This is a genomic window from Faecalibacterium sp. An58 (assembly GCF_002161515.1).
Lineage (GTDB): Bacteria > Bacillota > Clostridia > Oscillospirales > Ruminococcaceae > Faecalibacterium > Faecalibacterium avium.
Genome location: NZ_NFHX01000004.1, coordinates 12,210 through 38,227, shown reverse-complemented (window position 1 = coordinate 38,227; position 26,018 = coordinate 12,210). Strand labels below are relative to the sequence as shown.

The window sequence follows — 26,018 nt, the reverse complement described above, 5'->3', positions numbered from 1 at the left end:
CCCGGCCCAAAGCGGCGGACGGCCCAGAAAAGCGGTTCAGTCGATCTCCACAAGGATCTTCTCATCGACCCGCACGGCGGCGGCGCGCATGACCACGCGAATGGCCTTGGCGATCCGGCCCTGCTTGCCGATGACGCGGCCCATGTCACCCTCTGCCACCCGCAGGTGGTAGACGACGGTGCCATCCTCACGAGGGGGATCCACCGTTACGGTGACGGCATCCTTGTCCTCAACCAGGCCGCGGGCTACTGTCAGCAACAGCTCCTGCATGTGACCGCCCTCCGCTTACAGAATCTCAGACTTCTTGAGCAGGTAGCGGACGGTATCGGTGGGCTGGGCGCCGTTGGCGATCCATGCCTTGGCCTTCTCGGCGTCGATGTTGATCTCGGCGGGGTCACGCATGGGGTTGTAGGTGCCGATCTCCTCGATGAAACGGCCGTCGCGGGGGAAGCGGCTGTCAGCCACCACCACACGGTAGAACGGGGACTTCTTGGCGCCCATACGGCGCAGTCTGATCTTCACTGCCATAATAAATTTTCCTCCTGAACATTGGATTGTACGCCGCCCGGGTCGGGGGCGTGTGATTCTATGCCAAAGCCATGCCGCCGGGGCGGTTGGATTTGTACCTTGATCGTTCTCAGCCGCGCAGGCCGCCCAGCATGCCGCCCAGCCTCCGGGCAAAGCCCTTGGGGCTTTTGCGCATCTGCTTCATCAGCTTCTGCATGGTCTCATACTGGCGCAGCAGCCGGTTGACGTCTTCCACCCGGGTGCCGCTGCCTGCCGCGATGCGGCGCTTGCGCTTGGGGTTGATGATGGAGGGCTTTTCCCGCTCCTCCTTGGTCATCGAGTAGATGATGGCCTCGATCTGGGCAAAGCCCTTCTCGTCCACCTGGCTGGGGTCGATGTTGGCCCCGCCGGGCAGCATACTCAGCATGGCCGAGGCGCCGCCCATCTTGCGGATCTGGGCGAACTGGGCCAGCAGGTCGTTCATATCGAACTTGTTTTCCATCATCCGGCGGGCGGTCTCCTCTGCGACCTTCTCGTCGGCGGCCTCCTGGGCCTTTTCGATCAGGCTCAGCACATCGCCCATGCCCAAAATGCGGCTGGCCATCCGGGAGGGATGGAAGGGTTCCAGGTCGTCCAGCTTTTCGCCGGTGCCCTGGAACTTGATGGGCTTGCCGGTGACAGCCAGCACCGACAGGGCTGCGCCGCCCCGGGTATCGCCGTCGGTCTTGGTGAGGATGATCCCGTCCACCCCGACCTTCTCATTGAAGGTCTGGGCCACGTTCACCGCGTCCTGGCCGGCCATGGCGTCCACCACCAGCAGCGTCTCGTCCACCGGGACCGCCTTCTTGATGTCCACCAGCTCGTCCATCAGCACTTCGTCGATCTGCAGGCGGCCGGCCGTATCCAGGATGACGATGTCGTTGCCATAGTCGCGGGCGTGGGCCAGGGCTTTGCGGGCGATCTCGGGGGGCTTGGCTCCCTCCAGGGTGAACACCTGGGCGCCGGCCTGGCCGCCCACCACCTTCAGCTGCTCGATGGCAGCGGGGCGGTAGATGTCGCAGGCCACCAGCAGAGGCCGGCGGCCCTGCTTGATGTAGTACTTGGCCAGCTTGGCGGCGTGGGTGGTCTTGCCGTTGCCCTGCAGGCCGCACAGCATCAGGACGGTCTGGCCCTTGTTCTTGATGTTCAGGCGGGGGGCTTCCTCGCCGCCCATCAGAGCGGTCAGCTCCTCGTTGACGATCTTGACCACCTGCTGGGCCGGGGTCAGGCTCTCCATGACCTCCTGGCCCATGGCGCGCTCGGACACCTTGTTGCAGAAGTCCCGGGCCACCTTATAGTTGACGTCGGCCTCCAGCAGGGCCATGCGCACTTCCCGCATGGCGGCCTTGATGTCGGCCTCGGTGAGCTTGCCGTGTCCTTTCAGCTTTTTGAACACGCCGGCAAGGCGCTCGGATAGGGATTGAAATGCCATGTTCGGCTGTCCTTTCTACCAGGTCCGCAGGCCGCGGCCCGGTTCAGCTCTCGTTCACCTCATCGATCGACCGCAGCAGGGCCAGGATCTTGTTGAGGGTCTTGACATACTCGCTGGTGGTCAGGCGGGCGTGGGGGCCGGTGCACTCGAACCGGGCGTCGATGACCAGCTGTTCCAGCTGCTCCAGCGTCTGCTGCACCCGGCGGTAGCGGGCCGCGAACCCGACTTTCTGCTCCAGCTCCAGCAGGGCGCTCTCCCCGTGCTTGATGGCGTCCCGGGCGCCCTGGCGGGTGATGCCAAAGTTCTCCCCGATCTCGCTCAGCGACAGATCGTCGTGGTAATACTGGGACATCATCTCCCGCTGTTTGTCTGTCAGCACCTCGCCGTAAAAGTCCAGCAGGTAGCCCATCTCCAGATTCTTTGACGCCACCGCTCTCCCTCCAGCGTCTTTGTAAAGGCATTTTGCTTTACGGACGCAGATGATTATACCAGACTTGCGGCCGGCTGTCAACCGGAAAGGGACATCTTTTTTGTGGAAGAAAGAGATTTTTTGCTCTGATTTTTGTGCACATGGTTCCCCCTTCCCCTGCCCGCTTGACGGGCGGCCCGCTTTGCGTTAGGATAAGGTAGATCCCGCATGATGTATCCCTCACAGAAAGGAGCCGCAGCCATGACCGTCTACCCCAACATCTACCAGAGCATCGCCCCCGGGCCCATCGTGGAGCTGCGGGGCTACGCCTGCGCCTGCAAGCTGCCCGGCAAGCTGTATGCCTGCCTGGATTACAGCGGCCCCACCGGCACCGCCCGGGACGGCCTGGCCGAAGGGATGCTGGCCCTGGCCGCCCAGCGCGGGGTACTGGCGCCCGGCCAGACCCTGATCGAAGCGGGCAGCGGCGCCTTTGCGACCGCCCTGGCCCTGGCGGGCCGGACCAGCGGCCACCCGGTCTGTCTGGCCATGCCCGACAACACCCCCGCCGGCCGCCAGGAACTGCTGTCGGAGCTGGGGGCGCAGCTGCTCTTTTCCCCGGCGCGGGAGGGGCCGGCAGGCGCACGGGACCTGGCGCGCACCTGGGCCGGAAAGCGGGGCTGGTACTACACGGACTGGCTGGCCTGCGACGACAACCCCGAATACCACCGCCGCGTGACCGGCCCGGCCATTGCCCAGGCCATCGTGCGGGAGGGGGAAAGCCTGGTGGACGCCATTGCGGTCAGCGTGGGCAGCGGCGGGACCATCACCGGGGTGGGCGAATGCATCAAGGCCTGGACCAACGACGTACAGATCATCGCGGTGGAGCCCTATGAATGCCAGGCCCTGGGGGGCGGTTTCATCGGGCAGCACGGCATCCCCGACATGGGCTTTGGCCTGGTGCCCGACAACTACAACCCCTACGTCGTGGACAAGATCGCCGCCGTCACCAGCGCCGAGGCCGCCCGGGCCGCCCGCACCGTCCTGCTGACCGACGCCGTGCCCGCCTCGCCCAGCGGCGGGGCTGCCATCGCGGCGGCGGCACGGTTCCTGGCCCAGGGCCGCAGCCGGGCCGCCCTCTGCCTGATTCCCGGCCGGACCGGCCTTCTCGCCTGAACCTGCCAAATCCAAACAGAAAGAAGCGTTTTGCATGACCCACAACATGACCAGCGGGCCCATCACCCCGCTGCTGGTCCGATTCACCATCCCCCTGGTGCTGGGCAACCTGTTCCAGCTCACCTACAACGCCGCCGACAGCGTCATCGTGGGGCGCTTTGTGGGCGAGGACGCCCTGGCCGCCGTAGGCACCTCCAACCCCCTGATGACCCTGGCCATCCTCTTTATCAACGGGATGTGCCTGGGGGCGGGCATCCTGGTGAGCAACGCCTTTGGCGCCCAGGACACCGACCGGCTGGAAAAGCAGGTATCCACCACCGCCATTGCAGGCGGGGCCTTCTCCCTGGCCTTCTCGCTGTTGTGCATCCTGCTGGCCACCCCTCTGCTGCGGCTGATGCAGGTGCCCGACGAAGTGCTCCCCATCGCGGTGGCCTATTTGCAGGTGGTGTTCGCAGGGCTGATCTTCACCTTCTTTTACAACTTCCTGGCGGCCACCCTGCGGGCCCTGGGCGACAGCAAAAGCGCCCTGTATTTCCTGATGCTCAGCGCCCTGCTCAACGTCTTTGGAGACCTGCTGTGCGTGGCGGTCCTGGACTGGGGGGTGCGGGGCGCGGCCCTGTCCACCGTCCTCAGTGAGGCGCTGTGCTGCCTGTGCTGCGCCGTCTACATCCGGCGCCGGGTGCCGGTGCTCTGTCTGGGGCGCAAGTGGCTGGTGTTCGAGCCTTCCATGCTGCGCCAGACCGTCCGGTACGGCTGGACCAGCGCCATGCAGCAGGCCACCGTCCAGCTGGGGAAGATCACCATCCAGGCTGTGGTGAACACCATGGGGGTCAGCGCCATGGCGGCCTTCACGGCGGCCAGCCGGGTGGACGACTTTGCCTATACCCCCCAACAGAACATCGGCCACGCCATGACCACTCTGATGGCCCAGAACCGGGGCGCCGGCCAGCGGGACCGGGTCCGGCAGGGCTTCTTTGCCGGGATGCGCATCGAGGCGGTGTACGGCCTGCTCATCATGGCAGTCTGCTTTTTGGGGGCCGAGCCCATCATGCGCCTCTTTGTGGACGAGCCCGAAGTGATCGGGCTGGGGGTGCGCTTTTTGCGGCTGGTGTCCCTGTTCTATCTGCTGCCCTCGGCCACCAACGGCATCCAGGGCGGCTTCCGCGGGGTGGAGCGGCTGCAGGTCACCCTCAACAGCAGCCTGCTGAACATGGGCGGACGGGTGGCTGCGGCGGCCCTGTTCGTCTTTGTATTCCATATGGACATCGAGGCCCTGCCCTGGAGCTACGCCGTGGGCTGGGTCTGTATGCTGATCTACGAGCTGCCCCTGCTGGCGCGTCTCATGAAGGACGGCGAATTCTGACCAGCCGGCGCAAAAACCCCCGCCTCTCCTCAAAGAGAGACGGGGGCTTTGCTTTTTACGGGTATGGTTTACTGGGGCTGATGGCCCAGGTAGGCCAGGATGCCGCCGTCGGCATAGAGGATCTGGCCGTTGACGAAGTTGGAGGCGTCCGACGCCAAAAAGACGCAGGGGCCCACCATATCCTCGGCCTCGCCCCAGCGGCCGGCCGGGGTCTTGGAGATGATGAAGGCGTCGAAGGGGCTGCGGCTGCCGTCGGGCTGGCGCTCACGCAAAGGCGCGGTCTGGGGGGTGGCGATGTAGCCGGGGCCCATGCCGTTGCACTGGATGTTGTACCCGCCGAACTCCGAGGCGATGTTCTTGGTCAGCATCTTCAGGCCGCCCTTGGCCGCCGCATAGCCCGAGACGGTCTCGCGGCCCAGCTCGCTCATCATCGAGCAGATGTTGATGATCTTGCCCGCCCGCTTCTGGATCATGTCGGGCAGCACCGCCTTGGAGCAGTTGAACGCGCCCACGATGTGGACGTCCAGCACCTTCCTGAAATCCTCGGTGTCGGTCTCCAGCATGGGCTTGCGCTGGATGATGCCGGCGTTGTTCACCAGGATATCCACCGGGCCCACATCCTGCTTGATCCGGGCCACCATGGCCTGCACCGCCGCCCAGTCGGTGACGTCTGCGATGTAGCCGTGGGCGTCGATGCCGGCGGCCTGGTAGGCGGCCACGCCTTTCTCATAGCTGGACTGGGACGAGCAGTTGAAGCAGACCTTGGCCCCGCAGCGGGCCATCCCCTCCGCGATGGAAAAGCCGATGCCGTGGGCGCCGCCGGTGATCAGGGCGACCTTGCCGTGGAGGTCAAATGCAGAAAGTTCCATGGGAAGCTCCTTTCTATCCGATGCACAGATGTATCCTATGTTGTATCCTAGTTACAGCCTGAACAAAAGGCCCCGCCCCCGGCCCAGTGGACCAGATGCGGGGCCTTGTCATCCAAAGTTACGGCCTGTCCGGCGCCGGGGCTCAGCGCAGGTCGGTGGTGGCGATGTTGTCCATGTCGTCGAACTCCATGTTCTCGCCGCCCATAGCCCAGATGAAGGTGTAGTTCGAGGTGCCCACGCCGCTGTGGATGCTCCAGGAGGGGCTGATGACAGCGTCCTCGTTGTGCATGACGATGTGGCGGGTCTGGGTGGGCTCGCCGCACATATGGAAGACCACCTGCCCCTCGGGCAGCTCAAAATAGGTGTAGATCTCCATCCGGCGCTCGTGGGTGTGGCTGGGCATGGTATTCCAGTTGGAGCCGGGCTCCAGCTCGGTCATACCCATGCTCAGCTGGCAGGTCCTGAGCACGTCGGGGTGGATGAACTGGTTGATGGTGCGCTTGTTGCAGGTCTCGGTGCTGCCCAGCGGCCGGTGGTTGGCGTCCGCCATCTTGATCAGGCGGGTCTCATAGGCACAGTGGGCCGGGGCCGACACCATGTAGAACTTGGCGGGGCAGGCGGGGTCGGCCGACGCAAAGGTGACCTCCCGGGTGCCCTGGGTGATGTACAGGCAGTCCTTGTAGCCCAGCTCGTACCGGACGCCGTCCACCATCACGATGCCGGTGGAACCCTTGCCGATGTTGAACATACCGATCTCGCGGCGCTCCAGGAAATAGTGGGTGCCGAAATTGGCCCACACGTCGATGCCCTTGTCGATGGGCACCACCTCGTGCACCGGCATACAGCCCAGGGTGACCATCCGGTCCACATGGCTGTAAACGGCCACCACCTCATCCGCCTTGTACAGGCCGGTGATGAGCATTTCGTCCCGCATTTCCTCGGTGGTGTAGCGCTTGAAGTCCTTCTGGTTGCAGGAATAACGGATCTCCATCTTCTGCCTCCTGTGGAACGCAGCTCAGCGCTGGATCCGGCCGGAGCCGTCGCCGCCGGCCAGCTTCTCCACCTCGGAGACGGTGACCATGTTGTAGTCGCCCTCGATGGAGTGCTTCAGGGCGGAAGCCGCCACGGCGAACTCCACGGCATCCTGGGTGCTCTTGCCGTTCAGCAGAGCGTAGATCAGACCGCCGCCGAAGCTGTCGCCGCCGCCCACGCGGTCGATGATGCGCAGCTCATATTTCTTGGAGAAGCAGTACTCGTTGGTGGCTGCATCGTACAGCATGGCGCTCCAGCCGTTGTCCGAGGCGCTGTGGCTCTCACGCAGGGTGATGGCCACCTTCTCGAAGTGGAACTTGTCGGCCAGCTGCTTGGCCACGCTCTTGTAGCCCTCGTGGTTCAGGGTGCCGCCGTAGATATCGGTGGCCTCGGCCTCGATGCCGAACACGTCCTTGGCGTCCTCCTCGTTGGAGATGCACACATCCACATACTGGCACAGGTCGGTCATGGCGGCGCGGGCCTGCTCACGGGTCCACAGCTTGCCGCGGTAGTTCAGGTCGCAGCTGATCTTGACCCCGGCCTTCTTGGCGGCCTTGCAGGCCTGACGGCAGATCTCCACCACGTTCTCGCCCAGAGCCGGGGTGATGCCGGTGAAGTGGAACCAGTCCACGCCCTCAAAGATCTTCTCCCAGTCGAAATCGGAGGGCTGGGCCAGCTGGATGGCGCTGTTGGCGCGGTCGTAGATGCAGACCGAGCCGCGCTGGGAAGCGCCCTTCTCGTTGTAGTAGATGCCCACACGGTCGCCGCCGCGGACGATCATGCTGGTATCCACGCCGTAGCGGCGCAGGCTGTTGATGGCGCACTGGCCAATGGCGTGAGCGGGGAGCTTGGTGACGAAGGCGGCGTCCACGCCGTAGTTGGCCAGCGAAACGGCAACGTTTGCCTCACCGCCGCCAAAGGTAAACTCGAGGGTGCTTGCCTGGACGAAGCGCTCGTAGTTGTACGGCTGCAGACGGACCATCAGTTCGCCAAAGGTAACGACTTTCATTGTACTGTTCTCCTTCAATCTATGGTTTGTGGATGGACTTCAAACGACCCGCCGCAGGGCGCGGGCCCCGGCGGGAGAATGCGGAAAGGGGGACGGATCAGACCTTGACCAGGTGGATGGCAAAGCCGCCGATCTCGTCTGCCATGTAGCAGGACATGGTCTTGCCGTTCTTGACGCCCTTGGACTCGAGGTCGAACTTGACGCCGCGGCGGCTCAGGTGGTAGATGGCGCGGTCCACGTTGTTGGTGCCGATGGCGATGTGGCCGTTGGTGCCGCGGCCGGGCTTCTTCATGATCTCAAACTCCTTGTTGCCCACAAAGATGCTGGAGTTGCCCGGGGTGACCTTCATGTTCAGCAGGGCGGCCAGGGCGTTGGCGGTGGACTTGGCCTCCTCCTCGTTGGCGGTGTTGATGCCCACGTGCACCAGCTTGAGGCCCAGCATGGTATCGACGGCCTCTTTGCACATCGAGGTGATCTTGTCCCACTCGCCGGCCTTGATCACGTCGCTCTTGCACATCCAGGTGCCGCCCACGGCAAAGATCTGGTCGTAGTTCAGGTAATCGTTGACGTTCTTGGCGTTGACGCCGCCGGTGCACATCCACTTGGCGGTCTTGAGGGCGCCGCCGATGTTCTTCAGCATCCCCACGCCGCCGTTGGCCTCGGCGGGGAAGAACTTGAGGGCCTCGCAGCCCATGTTCATGGCCTGCTGCATCTCGCCTGCGGTGGCGGTGCCGGGCATGGCCAGGCAGCCCTTGTCAATGACATACTGGGTGATGTTGGGATCGAAGCCGGGAGCGACGATGAAGGAGGCGCCCGCATCGATGGCGCGGTCCACCTGCTCCTTGGTCAGCACGGTGCCGGCGCCCAGCAGCATCTCGGGCATCTCCTTGTGGATCAGGCGGATGCACTCCTCGGCGCAGGCGGTGCGGAAGGTGACCTCGGCGGCGGGCAGGCCGCCGTCCGACAGGGCCTTGCACAGGGGCAGGGCCTCGTCCACGCTGTTGAAGGCGATGACGGGGATAATGCCGATCTCGTAAACACGCTCCAGGGTAGGATTCGTAAACATAAACGCATTCTCCTTTACTTTCAGGCTTGCGCAGTATGACCAGGACGCCCGGGAACGCCGCAGGGGGCCTTCGGGAGCGCCCTGGAGCCATGGGCATGGCTTGTCCAGGCACACTGTTGTATATTACTAGTATAAACCAAGGACGCCCGTTTGGTAATACTCACATAGCACAATGTTTGTAAACACATCTTGTATACATTGCATAAAACTGCACGAGGACCGGCCTTTACATCCCCGTCAGGCCCAGCCGGTCAAACAGCTCGGCCACCCCGTCGTGGTCGCAGTCCCGGTCGGAAACGATGTCGGCCAGGGCCTTGATGGACGGCATCCCGTTGGCCATGACGGCGGCCACCCCGGCGGCTTCCAGCATCCGGCGGTCGTTCTCGCTGTCCCCGACGGCCAGCACCCCTTCCCGGGGGATGCCGAGGCTGCGGGCCAGGGCCAGCAGGGCGGAGCCCTTGTTCACGCCGGCGGCGGTGGCCTCCACGTTGTCGGGGGAGCCCTGGGTGGCCTCCACCCCGGGGATGGCCTCCAGCAGGGGCAGCATCTGCCGGGCGGCGGCCGGGGAATCAAAGAACATGCAGAACTTTTCGATCTCCCCGGCGTGCGCCTCAAAATAGGTGCGCAGGTCGGGCAGGACGGTGAACCGGCCGTCATCCGCCTGCTTGGCCTCGGTGGAGAGCAGCCGGGCCATCCGGGCCTTGCTCCAGGCCATGCCCGCGGGGGTCTTGAAGGTGCGTCCGTGCGCAAAATAGCTCAGTTCCCCCTGGCAGCGCTCCAACAGGTCGTAGACGGCCCGGGCGGTAGCGGGGGCCAGCGGGCTGTAATGGAGGCAGACCGGCTGCTTGACCGGCTCGGGGCCGGGGTCGCCGTAGCAGCTGCGGATGGCGGCGGCGGGGTCGTCCCCCATGTCCCACACCGCCGCGCCGTTGGATGTGATGGCGTAGCGGACCCCGGGGAGGGCGGCGGCCACCCGGGGCAGGGCGGACAGGCCCCGGCCGGTGGCAGGCAGCACCACCACCCCCCGGCGGACCGCCTGGCCGATGGCGTCCAGGGTGCGGGGGGTGATCCGGCTGGTGCGGTCCAGCAGGGTGCCGTCCAGGTCCAGGGCGGCCAGTTGGATGGCAGGTGTGTTCATAGCGTTTCCTCCTCCATGCCCAGCACAAATTTTTCCACGGCACGGCCCACGCCGTCCTGGTTGTTGGATGCGGTGATGTAGTCGGCGGCCTCCTTTACCTCGGGGAAGGCGTTGGCCATGGCCACCCCCAGCCCTGCGGCCCGCACCATGGCGGTGTCGTTGCCGCCGTCCCCGCAGGCCATCAGGGACGAGACCGGCAGGCCCAGCGCATCGGCCAGGGCCAGCAGCCCGGCGCCCTTGTTGACGCCGCGGGCGTTCAGCTCCATGTTGAGGGGCAGGCTGGACACCACCTCCAGGCCCAGGTCCTCCATGGCGGTCCAGGCGCGCCGGCGCTCGGCCTCCTCCAGAAAGAACAGGGTCAGCTTTTCGATGCCCCGCTTCTGGCCGGCGATGAAGCTGTGCAGGCCGGGCAGCGCGATGCGGGTATTCAGGACATAGTCCCGGAGGTTATCGGGCACAAAGCGGTAGGAAGCGGCCCGGTTGGCGGGGGTGGTGTAGCCCTGGCCGTCCTGGAACAGGTCGGTCATGCAGTCAAAGGCGGACAGGGCGTCGTAGGCGGCCAGGGCGGTGCCCCGGGGGATGTACAGTTCCCGCAGGGCCTTGCCGGCGGCCAGGTCCATGACACGGGCCCCGTTGGATGTGATGGCGTAGCGCACCCCCGGCAGTGCCAGCAGCTCGGGGGGCAGGCCGGCGTGGGTGCGGCCGGTGGCGGGCACGATCAGCACCCCCTGCCTCCCGGCCGCCCGCAGGGCCTCGAGGGTGCGCGGAGTGAGCTGTTTGCGGTCGTCCAGGACGGTGCCGTCCAGGTCCACCGCGATCAGACGAATGGGTGAAGTATCCATAAAAAGCCTCGATTTTCCCAATGGTTTTTGTGTTCCCGGCAGACAGGCCGCCGGGGCGCCTTGCGCGCCGTCCCAGAGCAAGCGGGGCGCTCCCCACTATTTTACTGTACTTTCTCCGTTTGCGCAAGGGCGGCGGATGTGGTAGAATGATACGGTACCCGCGCCCGCCGGACCGGGCGCGCCACCGTGTTTTTATTGTAAGGAGTACGCCATGCTGAAACTATGCCGGCTTCGGCCCCATCTCTGGTTCCAGCTGTACTGGGTGATCTACCTGGTATGGTTTTTCACCCTGGACTGGACCATCACCGACCCTGCCTATATCATCCACAGCCCCCTCGACGACCGGATCCCCTTCTGCGAGTGGTTCATCTTCCCCTATTGCAGCTGGTTTGTGCTGCTAGCCGCGGTGACGGCCCTGCTGTGGTGGTACGATACCCCCGCCTACGACAAGCTGTGCCTGATGATGTTCTCGGGCATGACCTTCTGCCTTATCCTCTATATGCTGCTGCCCAACGGGGTGGACCTGCGCCCCACCGCCGAACAGGTGGGCCGGGACAACATCGCCATGGACCTGATGCAGCTGATCTGGCGGGCCGACGCCTCCAACAACGTCTGCCCCTCCATCCACTGCCAGAGCTCGGGCTGCATGGCCCTGGCCTTCGCCAAGAGCAAGCTGGCCGCGGGCCGTCCCTGGCGCAAGGCGCTGGCTTACGGCTGGGCGGCGCTCATCTGCATCTCCACCGTTTTTACCAAGCAGCACTCGGTCATCGACGTCGTCTGCGGGCTGGCTCTGGTGGCCGTGTGGTATTACCCCCTCTACGGCCGCCGGAAAACCGCCGCAGCCCCCAAAATGTAAAATTTCATTGTCAAAGTTTGAACAAATGGCCCATTGACGCAGCTGGAATATCAGTCTACAATAGAGGCAAGTTCAAGAAAGCTTCCGCACGGCGGAAACAAGAAAGGAGACGCGCCCTATGGCCGCATCATCCAGTGCGCGGGAGGCCGCCTATCAGACCCTATGGAACCGGATCGTCACCATGGAATTGAAGCCCGGGGACCCGCTCAACGACCGGCAGCTGGCTGAGGAAATGGGCATCAGCCGCACCCCCGTGCGGGAAGCCCTGATCATGCTGAACATCGCCCACATGGTGGTGATCAAGCCCCAGAGCGGCACCTATGTGGCCCCCATGGATCTGAAGCTGATGCGGCTGGAGCAGTTCGCGCGCTTCACCCTCGAAAAGGAGATGCTGCTGCAAGTCTATGACCACTGCCAGCCCGCCTACATCGAAGCCTACCAGGCCAACATCCGGGCCTATGAAAAGGCGGCCGCCTCCCGGGGCCCCCAGAAAAACAGCCGTATGCTGGAAGTGGACAACCAGTTCCACCGGCTGGCTTTCACGTTCTGCGGCATGGAGGACCATTTCGACCATATGATCTCCACCTTCAAGCACATCGAGCGGCTGCGCCTGTTCAGCCTGATGCTGGGCGAAAACGAGTCGGTGCCCAGCCAGCACCGCCAGATCGTGGAAGCCCTCGAACACGGCACCGCCGGGCAGCTGGCCCAGGCGCTGCGGGAACATCTGGACCGCTACAAGCTGTCGGTGCAGCAGGCCCGCAAGGCCCATCCCGATTATTTCATCGAGGGCTGAGACCTGCATTTTTTAAAATATCAGGCCAAAATAGTAAAATAAACCGTGAGAAACATAAAATTTTTCTCACGGTTTTTCTTTTTTGGAAAGGTTCCACAAAAACCTCGGAAAAAGAATGGAGGGTTTACCACTTGTCAAAAAGGGATTGATATACTAGAATGAAATCAATCAAGAATGTCCCTCTGTGCCCCGGGCAGTCCGGAGCGGCTGCAAAGCCGCGCTTGCCGGCGGCGTCCCGGCCAGGGCGCGGCGTTTGCAAATCCAGACACAAAGGAGAGAAGACTATGCCAATGCAAATGGGTTTCCGTTGGTACGGCGAAGGCAACGACAAGATCACCCTGTCCGACATCAAGCAGATCCCCGGCGTGACAAGCATCGTGTGGGCGCTCCACAGCAAGATGCCCGGCGAAGTGTGGGAGGTGGATGAGATCGCCGAGGTGCAAAAGCAGCTCGAGCCCTATGGCTTCAACATGGACGTGGTGGAGTCGGTCAATGTCCACGACGACATCAAGATCGGCCTGCCCACCCGGGACAAGTACATCCAGAACTACATCCAGACCATCCGCAACCTGTCCAAGTTCGGGGTGAAGGTCATCTGCTACAACTTCATGCCCATCTTCGACTGGACCCGCACCGACCTGTTCCACCCGGTGGGGGACGGCTCCACAGCGCTGTATTACCAGAAGGACATGATCCAGGACGACTACAACGCCATGGCCGAGTACATCATGAGCTTCACCGAGAAGTACAACATGACCTTCCCCGGCTGGGAGCCTGAGCGGATGGCCAAGCTCGACGAGCTGTTCAAGGCATACAAGCCGGTCACCAAGGAAAAGCTGTGGGAGAACCTCAAGTACTTCCTGGAGGCCCTGATGCCGGTCTGCCACGAGTGCGACATCAAGATGGCCATCCACATGGACGATCCCCCCTGGGACATCTTCGGCCTGCCCCGCCTGCTGACCAGCGCCGAGAACATCGACCGGTTCCTGTCCATGGTGGACGATCCCTACAACTGCCTGACTTTGTGCTCGGGCAGCCTGAACGCCGACCCCAACAACAACGTGGCCGACATCATCTACAAGCACTGCGACCGCATCGCGTTCGCGCACATCCGCAACGTCAAGCATTTCCCCAACGGCGACTTCTCGGAAGCCAGCCATCGGGACTGCGACGGCGACACCCACATCCTGGACATCCTCAAGGCCTACCACGACTGCCGCTACGAGGGCTACATCCGCCCCGACCACGGCCGTCATCTGTGGGGCGAAGGTCCCGGCACCGTCCGGCCCGGCTATGGCCTGTACGACCGTGCCCTGGGCATCATGTATATGTGGGGCATCTGGGATATGCTGGACAAGCTCGACGCCGAAAAGGCCGGCAAGGACTGAGCCATGTCCGCACACCCGCACACTAGGAAAGGGAGCGTATGATCCATGAAACTGACTGACATCGAACACGGCCCCATCAGCCCCGTGTGGGAGGAAAAGGGTTATCAGCTGCCCCAATTCGACCGGGAGGCCGTCAAGGCCAAGACCGCGGCCCAGCCCACCTGGGTCCACTTTGGCGCAGGCAACATTTTCCGCGCCTTCCCTGCGGCCATTCTGCAGCAGGTGCTGGATTCGGGCAAGTACGACCGGGGCGTCATCGTGGCCGAGAGCTTTGACTACGAGATCATCGACAAGGCCTACCGTCCCTACGACAACCTGAGCCTGCTGGTCTGCCTGCAGTCGGACGGCAGCATCCAGAAAAAGGTCATCGCCTCGGTGACCGAGAGCCTCAAGGCCGACCCCCAGTTCGCGGAGGACTGGGCCCGGCTGGTGGAGGTATTCTGCGCGCCCAGCCTGGAGATGGTGTCCTTCACCATCACCGAGAAGGGCTACGGCTTCTCCCCTGCCGACCTGGAAAAGGGGATGGGCGCACAGTTCGCCATGGGCAAGATCACCGCCCTGCTGTATGAGCGCTACAAGGCGGGCGCCATGCCTCTGACGCTGCAGAGCATGGACAACTGCTCCCACAACGGCGACAAGGTCAAGGCCGGCGTCTGGGCCTATGCCGAGAAGTGGGCCGAAATGGGGATCGTCCCCGCCGGCTTTGTGGACTACGTCAAGGACGAGAGCAAGATCTCCTATCCCTGGAGCATGATCGACAAGATCACCCCGCGCCCCGACGCCAAGGTCCAGAAGAGGCTGGAGGAGGACGGCTTCGAGGACAACTACACCATCGTCACCGAGCGCCACACCTTCACCGCGCCCTTCGTCAACGCCGAGGAGACCGAGTATCTGGTCATCGAGGACAAGTACACCAACGGCCGTCCCCCGCTGGAGCTGGGCGGCGTCATGTACGCCGACCGCGAGACGGTGGACAAGGTGGAGAAGATGAAGGTCTGCACCTGCCTGAACCCCCTGCACACCGCCATGTCCATCTACGGCTGCCTGCTGGACTACACCCTCATCAGCGCCGAGATGGCCGACGAGGATATCCGCGGCCTGATCACCAAGATGGGCTACATCGAGGCCATGCCCGTGGTGGTGGACCCCGGCGTGCTGAAACCCGCCGACTTCATCGGCGCCGTGCTCAACCGCCGCCTGCCCAATCCCTTCATGCCCGACGCGCCCCAGCGCATCGCCACCGACACCTCCCAGAAGCTGTCCATCCGCTTTGGCGAGACCATCAAGGCCTACATCGCCCAGGGTCTGGATCTGCATGAGCTGGTCCTCATCCCGCTGGTGCTGGCAGGCTATGCCCGCTACCTGAAGGGCATCGACGACGCGGGCAAGGCGTTCGAGCCCTCTCCCGACCCGCTGCTGGCCGAGCTGAGCGCCATCGTGGCGCCCCTGGAGGTCAAGGAAGGCCCGCAGGATTTCAGCTGCCTGAAACAGCTGTACACCCGCAAGGACGTCTTTGGCCTGGACCTGTACGAAGCCGGCCTGGGTGAGAAGATCGAGGGGATGGCAGCCGAGCTGTATGCCGGCCCCGGCGCCGTCCGCAAGACCCTCCACAAGTACGTTTCCGCCCGCTGATCCCTCCAAACCCAACGCGATCGCCGCCCTGCACTGTGTTTGCTTTGCCGCAGTGCAGGGCTTTTTTGCCGGCGGCTTTTGTCTTTTTTCCAGCAGTTTGTGCACTTAGTGTACAAGGTGCCGTTTTTGCCTTGACATCCAGCCGGCGGGGCTGTATCATACAAATAAGAGCGGCGCTCCGAGCGCTGCAACATCGACTTGCACAGGCGCCTGTTTGGCCCTGGGCATGACAGGAGGTAAATATCAATGTCTGTCTGCACCCCGAAATCCTTTGATCTGACCGGCAAGATCGCCCTGATCACCGGCGCTTCTTACGGCATCGGCTTTGCCATCGCCACCGCCATGGCAAACTGCGGCGCCACCATCGTCTTCAACGACATCAAGCAGGAGCTGGTGGACAAGGGCCTGGCCGCCTACAAAGAGGCCGGCATCGACGCCCACGGCTATGTCTGCGACGTCACCGACGAGGACGCCGTCAACGCCTTCATCAAGCAGGTCACCGAGGAAGTGGGCCACATCAACATCCTGGTCAACAACGCCGGCATCATCAAGCGCATCCCCATGTGCGAGATGACCGCAGCCCAGTTCCGCCAGGTCATCGACGTGGACCTGAACGCCCCCTTCATCGTCTCCAAGGCGGTCATCCCCGACATGATCCAGCAGGGCGGCGGCAAGATCATCAACATCTGCTCGATGATGAGCGAGCTGGGCCGCGAGACCGTGTCGGCCTACGCCGCAGCCAAGGGCGGCCTGAAGATGCTGACCAAGAACATCGCCTCCGAGTACGGCGAGTACAACATCCAGTGCAACGGCATCGGACCCGGCTACATCGCCACCCCGCAGACCGCTCCCCTGCGTGAGCGTCAGCCCGACGGCAGCCGTCATCCCTTCGACCAGTTCATCGTCTCCAAGACCCCGGCCGGCCGCTGGGGCAACGCCGAGGACCTGGGCGGCCCCGCCGTCTTCCTGGCCTCCGAGGCTTCCGACTTTGTCAACGGCCACATCCTGTATGTGGACGGCGGCATCCTGGCTTACATCGGCAAGCAGCCCCAGTAAGCGCAGCCGTCTGTAAAAGCAAAAAATGTCGCCCCCGCCTTTCTCGCTGTGAGAGAGACGGGGGCGTTTTTGCATCCTATAAGGCCGGGGGAACAGGTTACTGGGCCTGTTCGGCGCGATGCTTGGCCAGCAGGGCCTCGATCTTGCGGATGGGGTCCGCGATGGCCGAGACCGACACGTCGTGGTTCAGAGCCAGCACGAAGTAAGCCGCGTACTTCGAGACGTCCACGTCCAGATACCAGTCGCGCTGGAGCAGCTCGGGCTTGCGGTAGGTCAGGTTGGTGCCCACCACAAAGTCCAGTGCGCCCTCCTCCACGGCGGCGTCGAACTTGCCAAGGCCGGCGGTGAACAGGGGGAAGGTGGCGTCGGCGATGATGTGGGCGGCGCCGCGCTTCTTCAGCTCGCGGGCCACTTCCAGCATACTGTCGCCCGATGCGACGATATCGTCGGCCACGAACACCGTCTTGCCTTCCACCGATTCACCCAGATACTCGTGGGCCACGATGGGGTTGCGGCCGTTGACCACCGTGGTGTAGTCGCGGCGCTTGTAGAACATACCCAGGTTGCAGCCCAGCACGCTGGAGAAGTACATATTCCGGTTCATGGCGCCTTCGTCGGGGCTGACCACCATGAAATCGTTCTTGTCGAACGACAGGCCGGGCATCTTCTGCAGCAGGCTCTTGAGCACCTGATAGGTGGGCATGGCGTTGTCAAAGCTGAGCAGGGGGACGGCGTTCTGGACGCGGGGGTCGTGGGCGTCAAAGGTGATGATGTTCTTCACGCCCATATTCTGCAGCTCCTGCAGGGCCACAGCGCAGTCAAGGCTCTCCCGGACCTCACGGCGATGCTGACGGCCGCCGTACAGGCTGGGCATGATCACCGACACGCGGTGTGCCTTGCCTGCCACGGCCTGGATCAGACGCTTGAGGTTGGAGAAGTGGTCGTCCGGGGACATATGGTTCTCATACCCGAACAGCTTGTAGGTGACGCTGTAGTTGCCCGGGTCAACCACGATGAAGATGTCATCGCCCCGCACCGAATCCTTGACCAGACCTTTTGCGTCGCCGCTCTGGAAGCGGGGGCACTCGCAGGGGATGATGAAACTGCCCTGCTCCATGCCGCTTTGTGCAGCCCACCGCATCAGGTGGCGGTCGATCAGGTTGGTCAGCTCCTCCGCACCGGGGCAGCACAGCAGGCGCAGGTCTGCAACGCTGCCGCCCTGGACGAAGATATCCTTGGCTTCGATCACATTGGACATTTTTACGGCTCCTTTAATTCCTCTTTACCAGTGTTATGCCTATTTCATACGAAAAGGATCATGCCATTTTCATTTTATCACATTTTGGCCCTGCTGCCAGCAGGATTTTCAAATTTCTGCGCCTTGCACAGCAGTTATACCAAAATTCGCCCAGGTCTGTTCGTTATTGACAAATCCCGGCAGGCCGGTTTTCACAAAGTTGTTCTCACAAGCTGGCCACAGCGGCTTTCAGCTGTTCCACGCGGTCGGTGTTTTCCCAGCGCACCCCCAGATCCTCGCGGCCCATGTGGCCGTAGGCCGCCAGTTTCCGGTAGATGGGCTTGCGCAGATCCAGGTCCCGGATGATGGCGGCGGGGGTCAGGTCAAAGACCTGTTCCACGGCCTGCTCGATCTTGTCGTCCTCCACCGTGCCGGTGCCGAAGGTATCCACCATGATGGACACCGGCTGGGCCACGCCGATGGCATAGGCCAGCTGCACCTCGCAGCGGCGTGCCAGGCCGGCGGCCACCACATTCTTGGCCACCCAGCGGGCGGCGTAGGCGGCGCTGCGGTCCACCTTGCTGGGGTCCTTGCCCGAGAAGGCGCCGCCGCCGTGGCGGGCGTAGCCGCCGTAGGTATCCACGATGATCTTGCGCCCGGTCAGGCCGCTGTCGCCCTGGGGCCCGCCGATGACGAACCGGCCGGTGGGGTTGATGAAATACTTGGTGTTCTCGTCCAGCAGATCGGCGGGGATGACGGCCCGGATCACCTGCTCCATCACATCGGCCCGCAGGGTCTCCATATCCACGTCCTCCCGGTGCTGGGTGGAGACCACCACCGTGTCCACACGGACGGGGCGGTCGCCCTCGTACTCCACCGTCACCTGGCTCTTGCCGTCGGGGCGCAGGTAATCCAGCAGGCCGCTCTTGCGCACCTCGGTCAGGCGGCGGGCCAGCTTGTGGGCCAGGCTGATGGGCAGGGGCATCCGCTCGGGGGTCTCGTCGCAGGCATAGCCGAACATCATGCCCTGGTCGCCGGCGCCGCCCACCTGGTCGTTGGTGCCCAGGGCGATGTCGGGGCTCTGGCCGTCGATGTTGGAGATGACGGCGCAGGTGTCGGCGTCAAAGCCGTACTTGGCGCGGGTGTAGCCGATGTCGGCCACCACCTCCCGCACCAGCTTCTGGAAGTCCACATAGCAGCTGGTGGTGATCTCCCCCATGATGTGGACCAGGCCGGTGGACACGCAGGTCTCACAGGCCACCCGGGCGCCGGGGTCCTGCTCCAGGATGGCGTCCAGGACGGCGTCCGAGATCTGATCGCAGATCTTGTCGGGATGCCCCTCGGTGACGGATTCGGATGTAAACAGATGTCTTGCCATAGTATGCTCCTCTCTTACAGGTATATCGCAAACGGTTCCAAACAAAAAGACACCCGGAACCGGAAGGCTCCGAGTGTCCCACTCTTATCTTTCGGTTTCCCGCAGGATTTGGCACCTTACGCTTGCGCGCAGGTTGTCGGGCTTCACAGGGCCTGTCCCCTCAGCCGCTCTTGATAAGCACGGTATTCAATTTGTTGCAAAGAGTAGTATAGCATCCCTTCGTCCGATTGTCAAGCGCAAAGCGGCGCTGCGGCCAAAAGGCTCAGTAGCCCCTGGCCTGCTCGCCCCGGATCAGCTTGACGGCGCGGCTGGTGCCCAGGCGGTCTGCGCCCAGCTCGAGGAATTTTTCCATATCCTGGATGGTGGAGATGCCGCCGGCGGCCTTGACCTTGCAGCGGCCCGCCACCCCCTTGACCATGAGGGCCACGTCCTCAAAGGTAGCCCCGCCGGTGGAAAAGCCGGTGCTGGTCTTGATATAGTCGGCCCCGGCCTCGCAGACGATGTCGCACATCCTGCGCTTTTCCTCGTCGGTCAGCAGGCAGGTCTCGATGATGACCTTGAGGACCTTGTCCCCCACCGCCTCCTTGACGGCCCGGATGTCCTCCCGCACGGCGTCGTACTCGCCGTTTTTCAGCCGGCCGATGTTGATGACCATATCCACCTCGTCGGCGCCGTTGGCAATGGCGGTGCGGGCCTCAAAGGCCTTGGACGCGGTGTCCATGGCGCCCAGAGGGAAGCCCACCACGCAGCAGACCTTGCAGCGGCCTGCCAGATACGCCGCGGCCTGCCGGACGTAGCAGGTATTGATGCAGACCGAAGCGGTGCCGTAGGCCACCGCCTCATCGCACAGCGCCTGCACCTGGGGCCAGGTCGCCTCGGGCTTGAGCAGGGTGTGGTCCACGTGGGACAGGATTTCCTTGTGATCCATTGTTCAACCTCCGTTAATGCTGCTTTTTGGCCTTCTTCACCAGGCCGATGCCCACGCCGCTGAGCACGATGGCGACGATGGACGCCAGCGCCCCGATGATGCCCAGCACCAGGCCCGACACCAGAAAGCCAAAACCTTTCAACTTGTGAACCATACTCGTTACCTCCGTTCATTGCGGGCCCCGACGGGCGGGGTCCCTGAAGATCAACAGCTTGCTGAACAGGTAGTTCAGCACGATGACCAGCACATTGGAAAACGCCTTGACGCCCAGGCCCCACAGCGCCAGCGCGGCGGCCGGGTGATCCAAGGCGGCGCCGCCGCCCTGCCACAGGGCCACGGCCCCCCACAGCGCCCCGCCGAACAGGCCGTCCAGCACCGTCTGCACCGCAGCCTGCCCCCACAGGGCCAGGCCGTTGCCCACCGCCGCCATCAGCACGGTATCCAGCAGCATGGTGCCCAGGCGGCAGCCCACAAAGCGGCCGAACTCCACGGCGGCGGCCCGGCCGCGGGTATGGCTGCCAAAGACGAACCGCCGGTTGGTGGCATAGGCAAAGAGGATGCACAGGATGTTGTCCAGCACATTGCCCCAGCTGTTGGCGGCACGGTAGCCGAACAGGGCCTGGAACAGCCCGTACAGGACCATATTCAGCAGGGTGGTCAGGACGCCGAACACCAGATAGCGCAGCGCCTCGCCGTGGGCCCGGGCCCCGGCCCATACTTTCTTGACAGCAGACATACAGCACCCGATCCCCATCCTCCCTGCCGGCGGCCGGGGGAATGGAACAAAAACGCCCCGCCGCCTTTTACCGGCAACGGGGCAGTCTTTTCCTTGAACAGTCAGGACAAGGAGCTTACTCCTCGTTGTCCTTATCCTTCAGCAGGGCCTTCATGGACAGGCTGATGCGCTTCTTGTCGAAGTCCACATCCAGCAGCTTGACGTCCACCATGTCGCCCACCTTCAGCACATCCGAGACCTTCTCAACGCGCTCGTTGCTGATCTCGCTGATGTGCACCAGGCCATCCACACCCGGCAGGATGCGGACGAAGGCGCCAAACTTGGTCAGGGACACCACGGGAGCGTGGAAGACGCTGCCCACGGGGTAGCTGCTGCGCAGCTGCTCCCAGGGGTTGTCCTCGCTCTTCTTGTAGCCCAGAGAGACCTTGTGGTTGTCGCGGTCGATATCCTTCACATACACCTCGATGGTGTCGCCCACGCTGACCACCTCGGAGGGATGCTTGATGCGGTTCCAGCTCAGCTCGCTGATGTGGCACAGGCCGTCCACGCCGCCGATGTCCACAAAGGCGCCGTAGGAAGTCAGGCTCTTGACCACGCCGGTGTAGGTCTTGCCGACCTCGACGTTGGACCAGAACTCCTCGCGGCGGACCTTGTTCTCCTCCGCGGTGACCTTGTTGATGCTGCCCACGATCTTGCGGCCGGAGCACTCGGTGACGACCAGACGGACGTGCTTGCCCACCAGGGCGGTGTAATCCTCGTCACGGCGCATGGTGGCCTGGGAACGGGGGACGAACACCTTGACGCCCTTGACGTTCACAACGACGCCGCCCTTGTTGTACTCGGTGACGTCGCCCTCGACGACCTCGCCGGACTCAGCGGCCTTGGCGATCTCCTCCATGCCCTTGCGCGAGGCGAGCTTCTTGCGGGAGAGCTGGATGATGCCGTCCTGATCCATAACCTTCTCGACGATGAGGTCCAGCTCATCGCCAACCTTGACCAGATCCTCGACCTTTGCGGAGGAATCGTCGGTCAGCTCGCTCAGACGGACAACGCCGGTCTGCTTGGCGCCGATGTCGACCTGGATCTCGTTGGCGGAAATGCTGGTCACGACTCCTTTCACAATACTGCCTGCATGAACACGTTTTTCCTCGGATGCGTTCAGCATCTCCTCGAAGCTCATGCTGTCATTGATTTCTGTCATACTGTTAAGTACCTCCTCAATAATAGACGATGGCGTTGAAGCCCCTGCTGTCACGCCCGCCGTCCTCACATCTGCAAACCACTCGGGCTGAAGCTCGCTTGCTGTTTCAACCGTAACGGCCCGCGTATGTTTTGCGGCGACTGCGACCAGCTTCTGGGTATTGGAAGAATGATGACCGCCAATCACGACCACGAGATCGCACTGCCGGCTGAGGTCTTCCGCTTCCTGTTGCCTCGCCCACGTCGCATTACATATTGTATCAAAAATTTCGGCGTTTGTATAGGCTTTTTTCAGAAACTCCGAACATTCTTGCCATTTTGTTGCTTGAAATGTGGTCTGAGCAACCACAAACATCCGTTTTTCGGGATTTTCAGGCCCTTTCCAGGCCCGCAGCTGGGCCAGATCGGCAAAGACGAAGGACTCCCCGCGGGTATGTCCCACGATCCCCTGGACCTCGGGATGGGCGCTGTCCCCGGCCACGGCCAGGCACGCGCCCTCCTGTTCGGCCCGCCGGGCGATGGCGTGGATCTTGGCCACGAAGGGGCAGGTGGCGTCCTGCCAGGGCAGGTTTAGCGCTTGCAGCTGGTCGTAGACGCTGCGGGGCACCCCGTGGCTGCGGATGACCACCTTGTAGCCGGGGGGCACCTGCTGCGGGCTGTCGGCCACCAACGCGCCCCGCCGGGCCAGGTCCGCCACCACCTGGGGGTTGTGGATGAGGGGGCCGAGGGTGGCCACCTTCTCGCCCTGGTCCAGCAGGCTGCGGGTGAGCTGGACGGCCCGGTCCACCCCGAAGCAGAAGCCGGCGGTGCGGGCCAAACGTATCTCCATAAAGTTCCCCTCCTGTTTGGTGCAGTTTTAAGCGCTGGCGGTGCGGCCCTCAAAGCCGTAGCGCTCGCCCAGATCGACCCACGCGGCGGTGAGGGCCTGCTTGTTGGCCTTGAGCTTCTTGATGTCCCGCCGGCTTTCCATCTGGAACTGGGCCGCCGGCATGGGCTCCCCGAAGATGACCCGCACCCGGCAGAACAGCTTCATCCGGCCGTCGGGGGTATCGTACAGCACCCGGCAGGGGATGACGTCGGTGCCGGCCCCCGCCGCCACCACGAACAGCCCGCTCTTGGGGGGGAGCAGTTTGCCCTCCTTTTCCCGGGTGCCCTCGGGGAACAGCAGCAGCCCGCGGCCCTTTTTGCACTCCTCGATGGTGTGGTTGAGGGTCTCCATCTCATCCTTGGTCCCCCGGACCATCACGCAGCCGCACTGGCCCAAAAACCAGGTGACGACGGGGTTGATCTCGAACAGCTCCTTTTTGCCGAAGACCACCATCCGCTTGCCCCAAAAGCGCGCGATGGCGATGAACACCGGGTCGATGGCCGAGATATGGGTGGGGGCCAGGATGAACCCCGGCGACTGGATCTTTTTCAGGTTCTCCTTCCCGATCACCTGGATGCGGAACAGGATGTGCCAGATCAGCCAGGCACCGGCAATGATAACAGGATACAACATGATTATTCCCCCACACGCTCTTTGATGATCTGCTTCATGGCGGCCAGGCTCTGGGCCAGGTCCATGGCAGAAGTATCCAGCAGGACCGCGTCCGCGGCGCGGCGGAGGGGGGCGGCGGCCCGGCCGCTGTCCTGCTCGTCCCGCTGCTTGACGTCGGCCAGCACCGCTTCGTAGCGGTCGGGGCGGCCTGCGGCCTGGTATTCCAGCCAGCGGCGGCGGGCCCGGGCCTCGGGGCTGGCCGTCAGAAAGATCTTGACGGTGGCGTCGGGCAGGATCACCGTGCCGATGTCCCGCCCGTCCATCAGGACGTTGCCGGTGCGGGCCATGTCCCGCTGCAGGTCCAGCAGGAAGGCGCGGACGGCGGGGTTTGCCCCCACGGCGGACGCCGCCATCCCCACCTGTTCGGTGCGGATGAGGCCGCTGACGTCCTCCTCATTTAAATAGATATGCTGCTGGCCGTCCAGAACCGCCAGACGCAGGCGGATGCCCGGCAGCAGGGCCTCCACCCCGGCCTGGTCCGCCGGGTCGATGCCGGCCCGCAGGGCGTACAGCCCCACCGCCCGGTACATGGCGCCGGTATCCACATAGATGTAGCCCAGATCCCTGGCCAGCTGCCTGGCCAGAGTGGATTTGCCCGCCCCGGCGGGGCCGTCGATCGCAACCGATATCATATTCCCATTTCTCCTTTTGACGGGCAGAGAGGGCCTGCCCGCCCGCACTTTCCTTTTTATTCCGCCACCACGGCGGTGCCGCTGACGGTGACCATCAGCATCCCGTTGTCGGCGCCCAGGACCTCATAGTCGATGTCCACGCCCACCACGGCGTTGGCCCCCATCGCGGCGGCCCGCTGCTGCATCTCCTCCATCGCGCTCTGCCGGGCGCCGATCAGCTCATCCTCGTAGCTGCCCGAGCGCCCGCCCAGGAAGTTGGTGAAAGACGCGGCGATATCCCGGACAAAGTTGACCCCCGAGATGACCTCGCCGCAGACGACGCCCTTGTATTCGGTGATGCGCATTCCCTCGATGGAGGGGGTAGTGGTAACGATCATACAGCATTTCCTCCTTTGGTATCCTGTTCCAGATGGGCCGCGAACGCCTGGGCCGTGCAGAAGGCGATCTGCAGATTGTAGCCGCCGGTGTAGGCGTCCACATCCAGCACCTCCCCGGCAAAATACAGCCCTGCGGCCTTTTTGCTGGCCATGGTCCGGGGGTCCACCTCCCGCACCGGCACGCCCCCCGCCGTGATGACGGCGTGGGCCAGGTCGCCCCGTGCGTCGATGGGCACCGCCCAGTGCTTGCACAGCCGCACCAGCTCCCGCTTTTGTTCCCGGGTGATCTGGTTGGCGCGGGTGGCGGGGTCGATGCCCCACCGCTGGACCATCACCGGCTGCATACTGGCGGGCAGCAGCTTGACGAGGGCGCCCTGGGCCGCATGGTTGGACAGCAGGGCGAAGTCCCGGGTGATCCGGTCGTACAGCTGGGGCTCGCTGAGGGCCGGTTTCAGGTCGATCTCCACCCGGTAGCGGTGCCGGTCCATATCCCCCAGATGGCTTGACGCGCTGAGGGTCAGGGGGCCGCTGATGCCAAAGTGGGTGAACAGCATCTCCCCCTGCTCGGAAAAGATGGCCCTGCCGTCCTCATAGAGGGTGAGGACCACGTTTTTCAGGGCCAGGCCCATCATCTTTTTGCAGTCCGGGTCGCTGCTGACCAGGCTGACCAGGCTGGGCACCGGCTCCACGATGGTATGGCCGGCCTGCCGGGCCAGCTTGTAGCCGTCTCCGGTGGACCCGGTCCCCGGGTAGCTGACCCCGCCGGTGGCCACCAGGACGCAGTCGGCCGGATACCGCCGGCCCGAGTCCCCCCGAACCCCCACACAGCGGCAGGCGGGGCCTTTCTTTTTCCCCGGCGGCGGCTCCGTTTCCAGCGGTTCGAGCAGCAGCGAGGCGGCCCCGTCGTACACGAGCTCGGCCCCGGCGGCGTAGTCCAGCAGGGCCTGGCGGACCTCGGCGGCCTTGTCCGACACCGGGAACACCCGGCGGCCCCGCTCCACCTTCAGCGCCACCCCCAGGGACTCGAACAGGTCCATGGTCGCGGACGGCGGGAAAGCGTGGAGGGAAGAATACAAAAACCGGGGATTGGTGCGCACATGGCGCAGAAATTCCTCCTCGCCGCAGGCATTGGTCAGGTTGCAGCGCCCCTTGCCGGTGACCAGGATCTTCTGGGCGGGCCGGGGGGCGTGTTCCAGCAGCGTGACGGTATGTCCCCGGCGGACAGCGGCGCCCGCAGCCATCAGCCCGGCGGCCCCCGCACCCACGATCACGATTTGCGCCATCGGCGACACTCCCTTTTTCGTCAGATTCCGTACTTTTTAATAATACCAGAATCCCGCGGCAAAAGCAATTATGAAAAATCGGCCCCCGCCGCCCCGGGACGCA

At 63.7% G+C, this 26,018-nt stretch carries 27 protein-coding genes and 1 riboswitch; of the genes, 7 read left to right on the top strand and 20 right to left on the bottom strand.

Going from position 1 to position 26,018, the window contains the following annotated elements; genetic code table 11:
* Positions 1-36: 36 nt before the first annotated feature.
* From B5G12_RS04940 to B5G12_RS04925, 4 genes are all read right to left on the bottom strand, one after another.
* Positions 37-270, bottom strand: coding sequence for a KH domain-containing protein (locus B5G12_RS04940; protein ID WP_087228362.1), 234 nt, complete (start codon positions 268-270; stop codon positions 37-39).
* 15 nt (positions 271-285) lie between these two features.
* The gene (gene rpsP / locus B5G12_RS04935; RefSeq protein WP_087228361.1) at positions 286-528 is read right to left on the bottom strand and encodes a 30S ribosomal protein S16; all 243 of its coding nucleotides are present in this window, start codon (positions 526-528) and stop codon (positions 286-288) included.
* A 109-nt stretch (positions 529-637) separates the two neighbouring features.
* A complete protein-coding gene (gene ffh / locus B5G12_RS04930; RefSeq protein WP_087228360.1) occupies positions 638-1,978 on the bottom strand; it encodes a signal recognition particle protein in 1,341 nt (446 codons plus the stop codon).
* Between the two features lie 43 nt (positions 1,979-2,021).
* Positions 2,022-2,387, bottom strand: coding sequence for a sigma factor-like helix-turn-helix DNA-binding protein (locus B5G12_RS04925; protein WP_087228359.1), 366 nt, complete (start codon positions 2,385-2,387; stop codon positions 2,022-2,024).
* A gap of 261 nt (positions 2,388-2,648) precedes the next feature.
* On the opposite strand from B5G12_RS04925, the gene B5G12_RS04920 reads away from it, so the two are divergent.
* Entirely contained in the window at positions 2,649-3,560 is a 912-nt protein-coding gene (locus B5G12_RS04920; protein ID WP_087324119.1) for a PLP-dependent cysteine synthase family protein, read from the top strand.
* Positions 3,561-3,594: 34 nt separating this feature from the next.
* Positions 3,595-4,923 (top strand): MATE family efflux transporter, encoded by a 1,329-nt coding sequence (locus B5G12_RS04915; RefSeq protein WP_087324118.1) that lies wholly within the window; start codon positions 3,595-3,597, stop codon positions 4,921-4,923.
* 68 nt (positions 4,924-4,991) lie between these two features.
* Here the strand turns inward: B5G12_RS04915 and B5G12_RS04910 are convergent, their stop codons facing one another.
* From B5G12_RS04910 to B5G12_RS04885, 6 genes are all read right to left on the bottom strand, one after another.
* Positions 4,992-5,792: a gluconate 5-dehydrogenase gene (locus B5G12_RS04910; RefSeq protein WP_087228356.1), complete on the bottom strand. Its 801-nt coding sequence runs from the start codon at positions 5,790-5,792 to the stop codon at positions 4,992-4,994.
* A 142-nt stretch (positions 5,793-5,934) separates the two neighbouring features.
* Positions 5,935-6,783: a 5-dehydro-4-deoxy-D-glucuronate isomerase gene (gene kduI, locus B5G12_RS04905; RefSeq protein WP_087324117.1), complete on the bottom strand. Its 849-nt coding sequence runs from the start codon at positions 6,781-6,783 to the stop codon at positions 5,935-5,937.
* Positions 6,784-6,807: 24 nt separating this feature from the next.
* Positions 6,808-7,833, bottom strand: a complete 1,026-nt coding sequence (locus B5G12_RS04900; protein ID WP_087324116.1) for a sugar kinase — start codon at positions 7,831-7,833, stop codon at positions 6,808-6,810.
* 97 nt (positions 7,834-7,930) lie between these two features.
* The gene (eda, locus tag B5G12_RS04895) at positions 7,931-8,899 is read right to left on the bottom strand and encodes a bifunctional 4-hydroxy-2-oxoglutarate aldolase/2-dehydro-3-deoxy-phosphogluconate aldolase (RefSeq protein ID WP_087228353.1); all 969 of its coding nucleotides are present in this window, start codon (positions 8,897-8,899) and stop codon (positions 7,931-7,933) included.
* A 226-nt stretch (positions 8,900-9,125) separates the two neighbouring features.
* Positions 9,126-10,037, bottom strand: a complete 912-nt coding sequence (locus tag B5G12_RS04890) for an HAD hydrolase family protein (RefSeq protein ID WP_087324115.1) — start codon at positions 10,035-10,037, stop codon at positions 9,126-9,128.
* The gene (locus tag B5G12_RS04885) at positions 10,034-10,879 is read right to left on the bottom strand and encodes a Cof-type HAD-IIB family hydrolase (protein ID WP_087324114.1); all 846 of its coding nucleotides are present in this window, start codon (positions 10,877-10,879) and stop codon (positions 10,034-10,036) included. Before B5G12_RS04885 ends, B5G12_RS04890 begins: the two co-directional genes overlap by 4 nt.
* Before the next feature lie 211 nt (positions 10,880-11,090).
* Here B5G12_RS04885 and B5G12_RS04880 point away from each other — a divergent pair, with 211 nt between their 5' ends.
* The 5 genes from B5G12_RS04880 (at position 11,091) to B5G12_RS04860 (ending at position 16,604) form a co-directional block, all read left to right on the top strand.
* On the top strand, positions 11,091-11,735 hold the full coding sequence (locus B5G12_RS04880) for a phosphatase PAP2 family protein (RefSeq protein WP_204245658.1): 645 nt from the start codon (positions 11,091-11,093) through the stop codon (positions 11,733-11,735).
* Between the two features lie 118 nt (positions 11,736-11,853).
* A complete protein-coding gene (locus B5G12_RS04875) occupies positions 11,854-12,528 on the top strand; it encodes a GntR family transcriptional regulator (protein ID WP_087324113.1) in 675 nt (224 codons plus the stop codon).
* 284 nt (positions 12,529-12,812) lie between these two features.
* On the top strand, positions 12,813-13,916 hold the full coding sequence (gene uxuA, locus B5G12_RS04870) for a mannonate dehydratase (protein WP_087324112.1): 1,104 nt from the start codon (positions 12,813-12,815) through the stop codon (positions 13,914-13,916).
* Between the two features lie 45 nt (positions 13,917-13,961).
* On the top strand, positions 13,962-15,548 hold the full coding sequence (locus B5G12_RS04865) for a mannitol dehydrogenase family protein (RefSeq protein WP_087324111.1): 1,587 nt from the start codon (positions 13,962-13,964) through the stop codon (positions 15,546-15,548).
* A gap of 246 nt (positions 15,549-15,794) precedes the next feature.
* Positions 15,795-16,604, top strand: coding sequence for a gluconate 5-dehydrogenase (locus tag B5G12_RS04860; RefSeq protein ID WP_087228347.1), 810 nt, complete (start codon positions 15,795-15,797; stop codon positions 16,602-16,604).
* A 97-nt stretch (positions 16,605-16,701) separates the two neighbouring features.
* On the opposite strand, the gene B5G12_RS04855 is transcribed toward B5G12_RS04860, so the two are convergent.
* The 10 genes from B5G12_RS04855 to B5G12_RS04815 form a co-directional block, all read right to left on the bottom strand.
* On the bottom strand, positions 16,702-17,862 hold the full coding sequence (locus B5G12_RS04855) for a ribose-phosphate pyrophosphokinase (RefSeq protein WP_087324110.1): 1,161 nt from the start codon (positions 17,860-17,862) through the stop codon (positions 16,702-16,704).
* 205 nt (positions 17,863-18,067) lie between these two features.
* Entirely contained in the window at positions 18,068-19,219 is a 1,152-nt protein-coding gene (metK, locus tag B5G12_RS04850; RefSeq protein ID WP_087324109.1) for a methionine adenosyltransferase, read from the bottom strand.
* Positions 19,220-19,300: 81 nt separating this feature from the next.
* A riboswitch (SAM riboswitch) is annotated at positions 19,301-19,399 on the bottom strand.
* A gap of 82 nt (positions 19,400-19,481) precedes the next feature.
* Complete coding sequence (deoC, locus tag B5G12_RS04845) at positions 19,482-20,147, bottom strand: deoxyribose-phosphate aldolase (RefSeq protein WP_087324108.1); 666 nt, start codon at positions 20,145-20,147, stop codon at positions 19,482-19,484.
* Positions 20,148-20,160: 13 nt separating this feature from the next.
* Positions 20,161-20,301, bottom strand: coding sequence for a hypothetical protein (locus tag B5G12_RS14765; protein WP_164474857.1), 141 nt, complete (start codon positions 20,299-20,301; stop codon positions 20,161-20,163).
* 15 nt (positions 20,302-20,316) lie between these two features.
* Positions 20,317-20,883 carry a GtrA family protein gene (locus tag B5G12_RS04840; protein ID WP_087324107.1) on the bottom strand — a complete coding sequence of 189 codons (567 nt, stop codon included), beginning with the start codon at positions 20,881-20,883 and terminating at the stop codon, positions 20,317-20,319.
* A gap of 115 nt (positions 20,884-20,998) precedes the next feature.
* Entirely contained in the window at positions 20,999-22,912 is a 1,914-nt protein-coding gene (locus B5G12_RS04835) for a bifunctional 4-hydroxy-3-methylbut-2-enyl diphosphate reductase/30S ribosomal protein S1 (RefSeq protein ID WP_087324106.1), read from the bottom strand.
* A gap of 27 nt (positions 22,913-22,939) precedes the next feature.
* Positions 22,940-23,584 carry a lysophospholipid acyltransferase family protein gene (locus B5G12_RS04830; protein WP_242955938.1) on the bottom strand — a complete coding sequence of 215 codons (645 nt, stop codon included), beginning with the start codon at positions 23,582-23,584 and terminating at the stop codon, positions 22,940-22,942.
* Between the two features lie 2 nt (positions 23,585-23,586).
* The gene (cmk, locus tag B5G12_RS04825) at positions 23,587-24,255 is read right to left on the bottom strand and encodes a (d)CMP kinase (protein ID WP_087324105.1); all 669 of its coding nucleotides are present in this window, start codon (positions 24,253-24,255) and stop codon (positions 23,587-23,589) included.
* 56 nt (positions 24,256-24,311) lie between these two features.
* Positions 24,312-24,632, bottom strand: coding sequence for a putative heavy metal-binding protein (locus tag B5G12_RS04820; RefSeq protein ID WP_087228339.1), 321 nt, complete (start codon positions 24,630-24,632; stop codon positions 24,312-24,314).
* The gene (locus B5G12_RS04815; protein WP_087324104.1) at positions 24,629-25,915 is read right to left on the bottom strand and encodes a BaiN/RdsA family NAD(P)/FAD-dependent oxidoreductase; all 1,287 of its coding nucleotides are present in this window, start codon (positions 25,913-25,915) and stop codon (positions 24,629-24,631) included. Before B5G12_RS04815 ends, B5G12_RS04820 begins: the two co-directional genes overlap by 4 nt.
* Positions 25,916-26,018 lie beyond the last annotated feature (103 nt).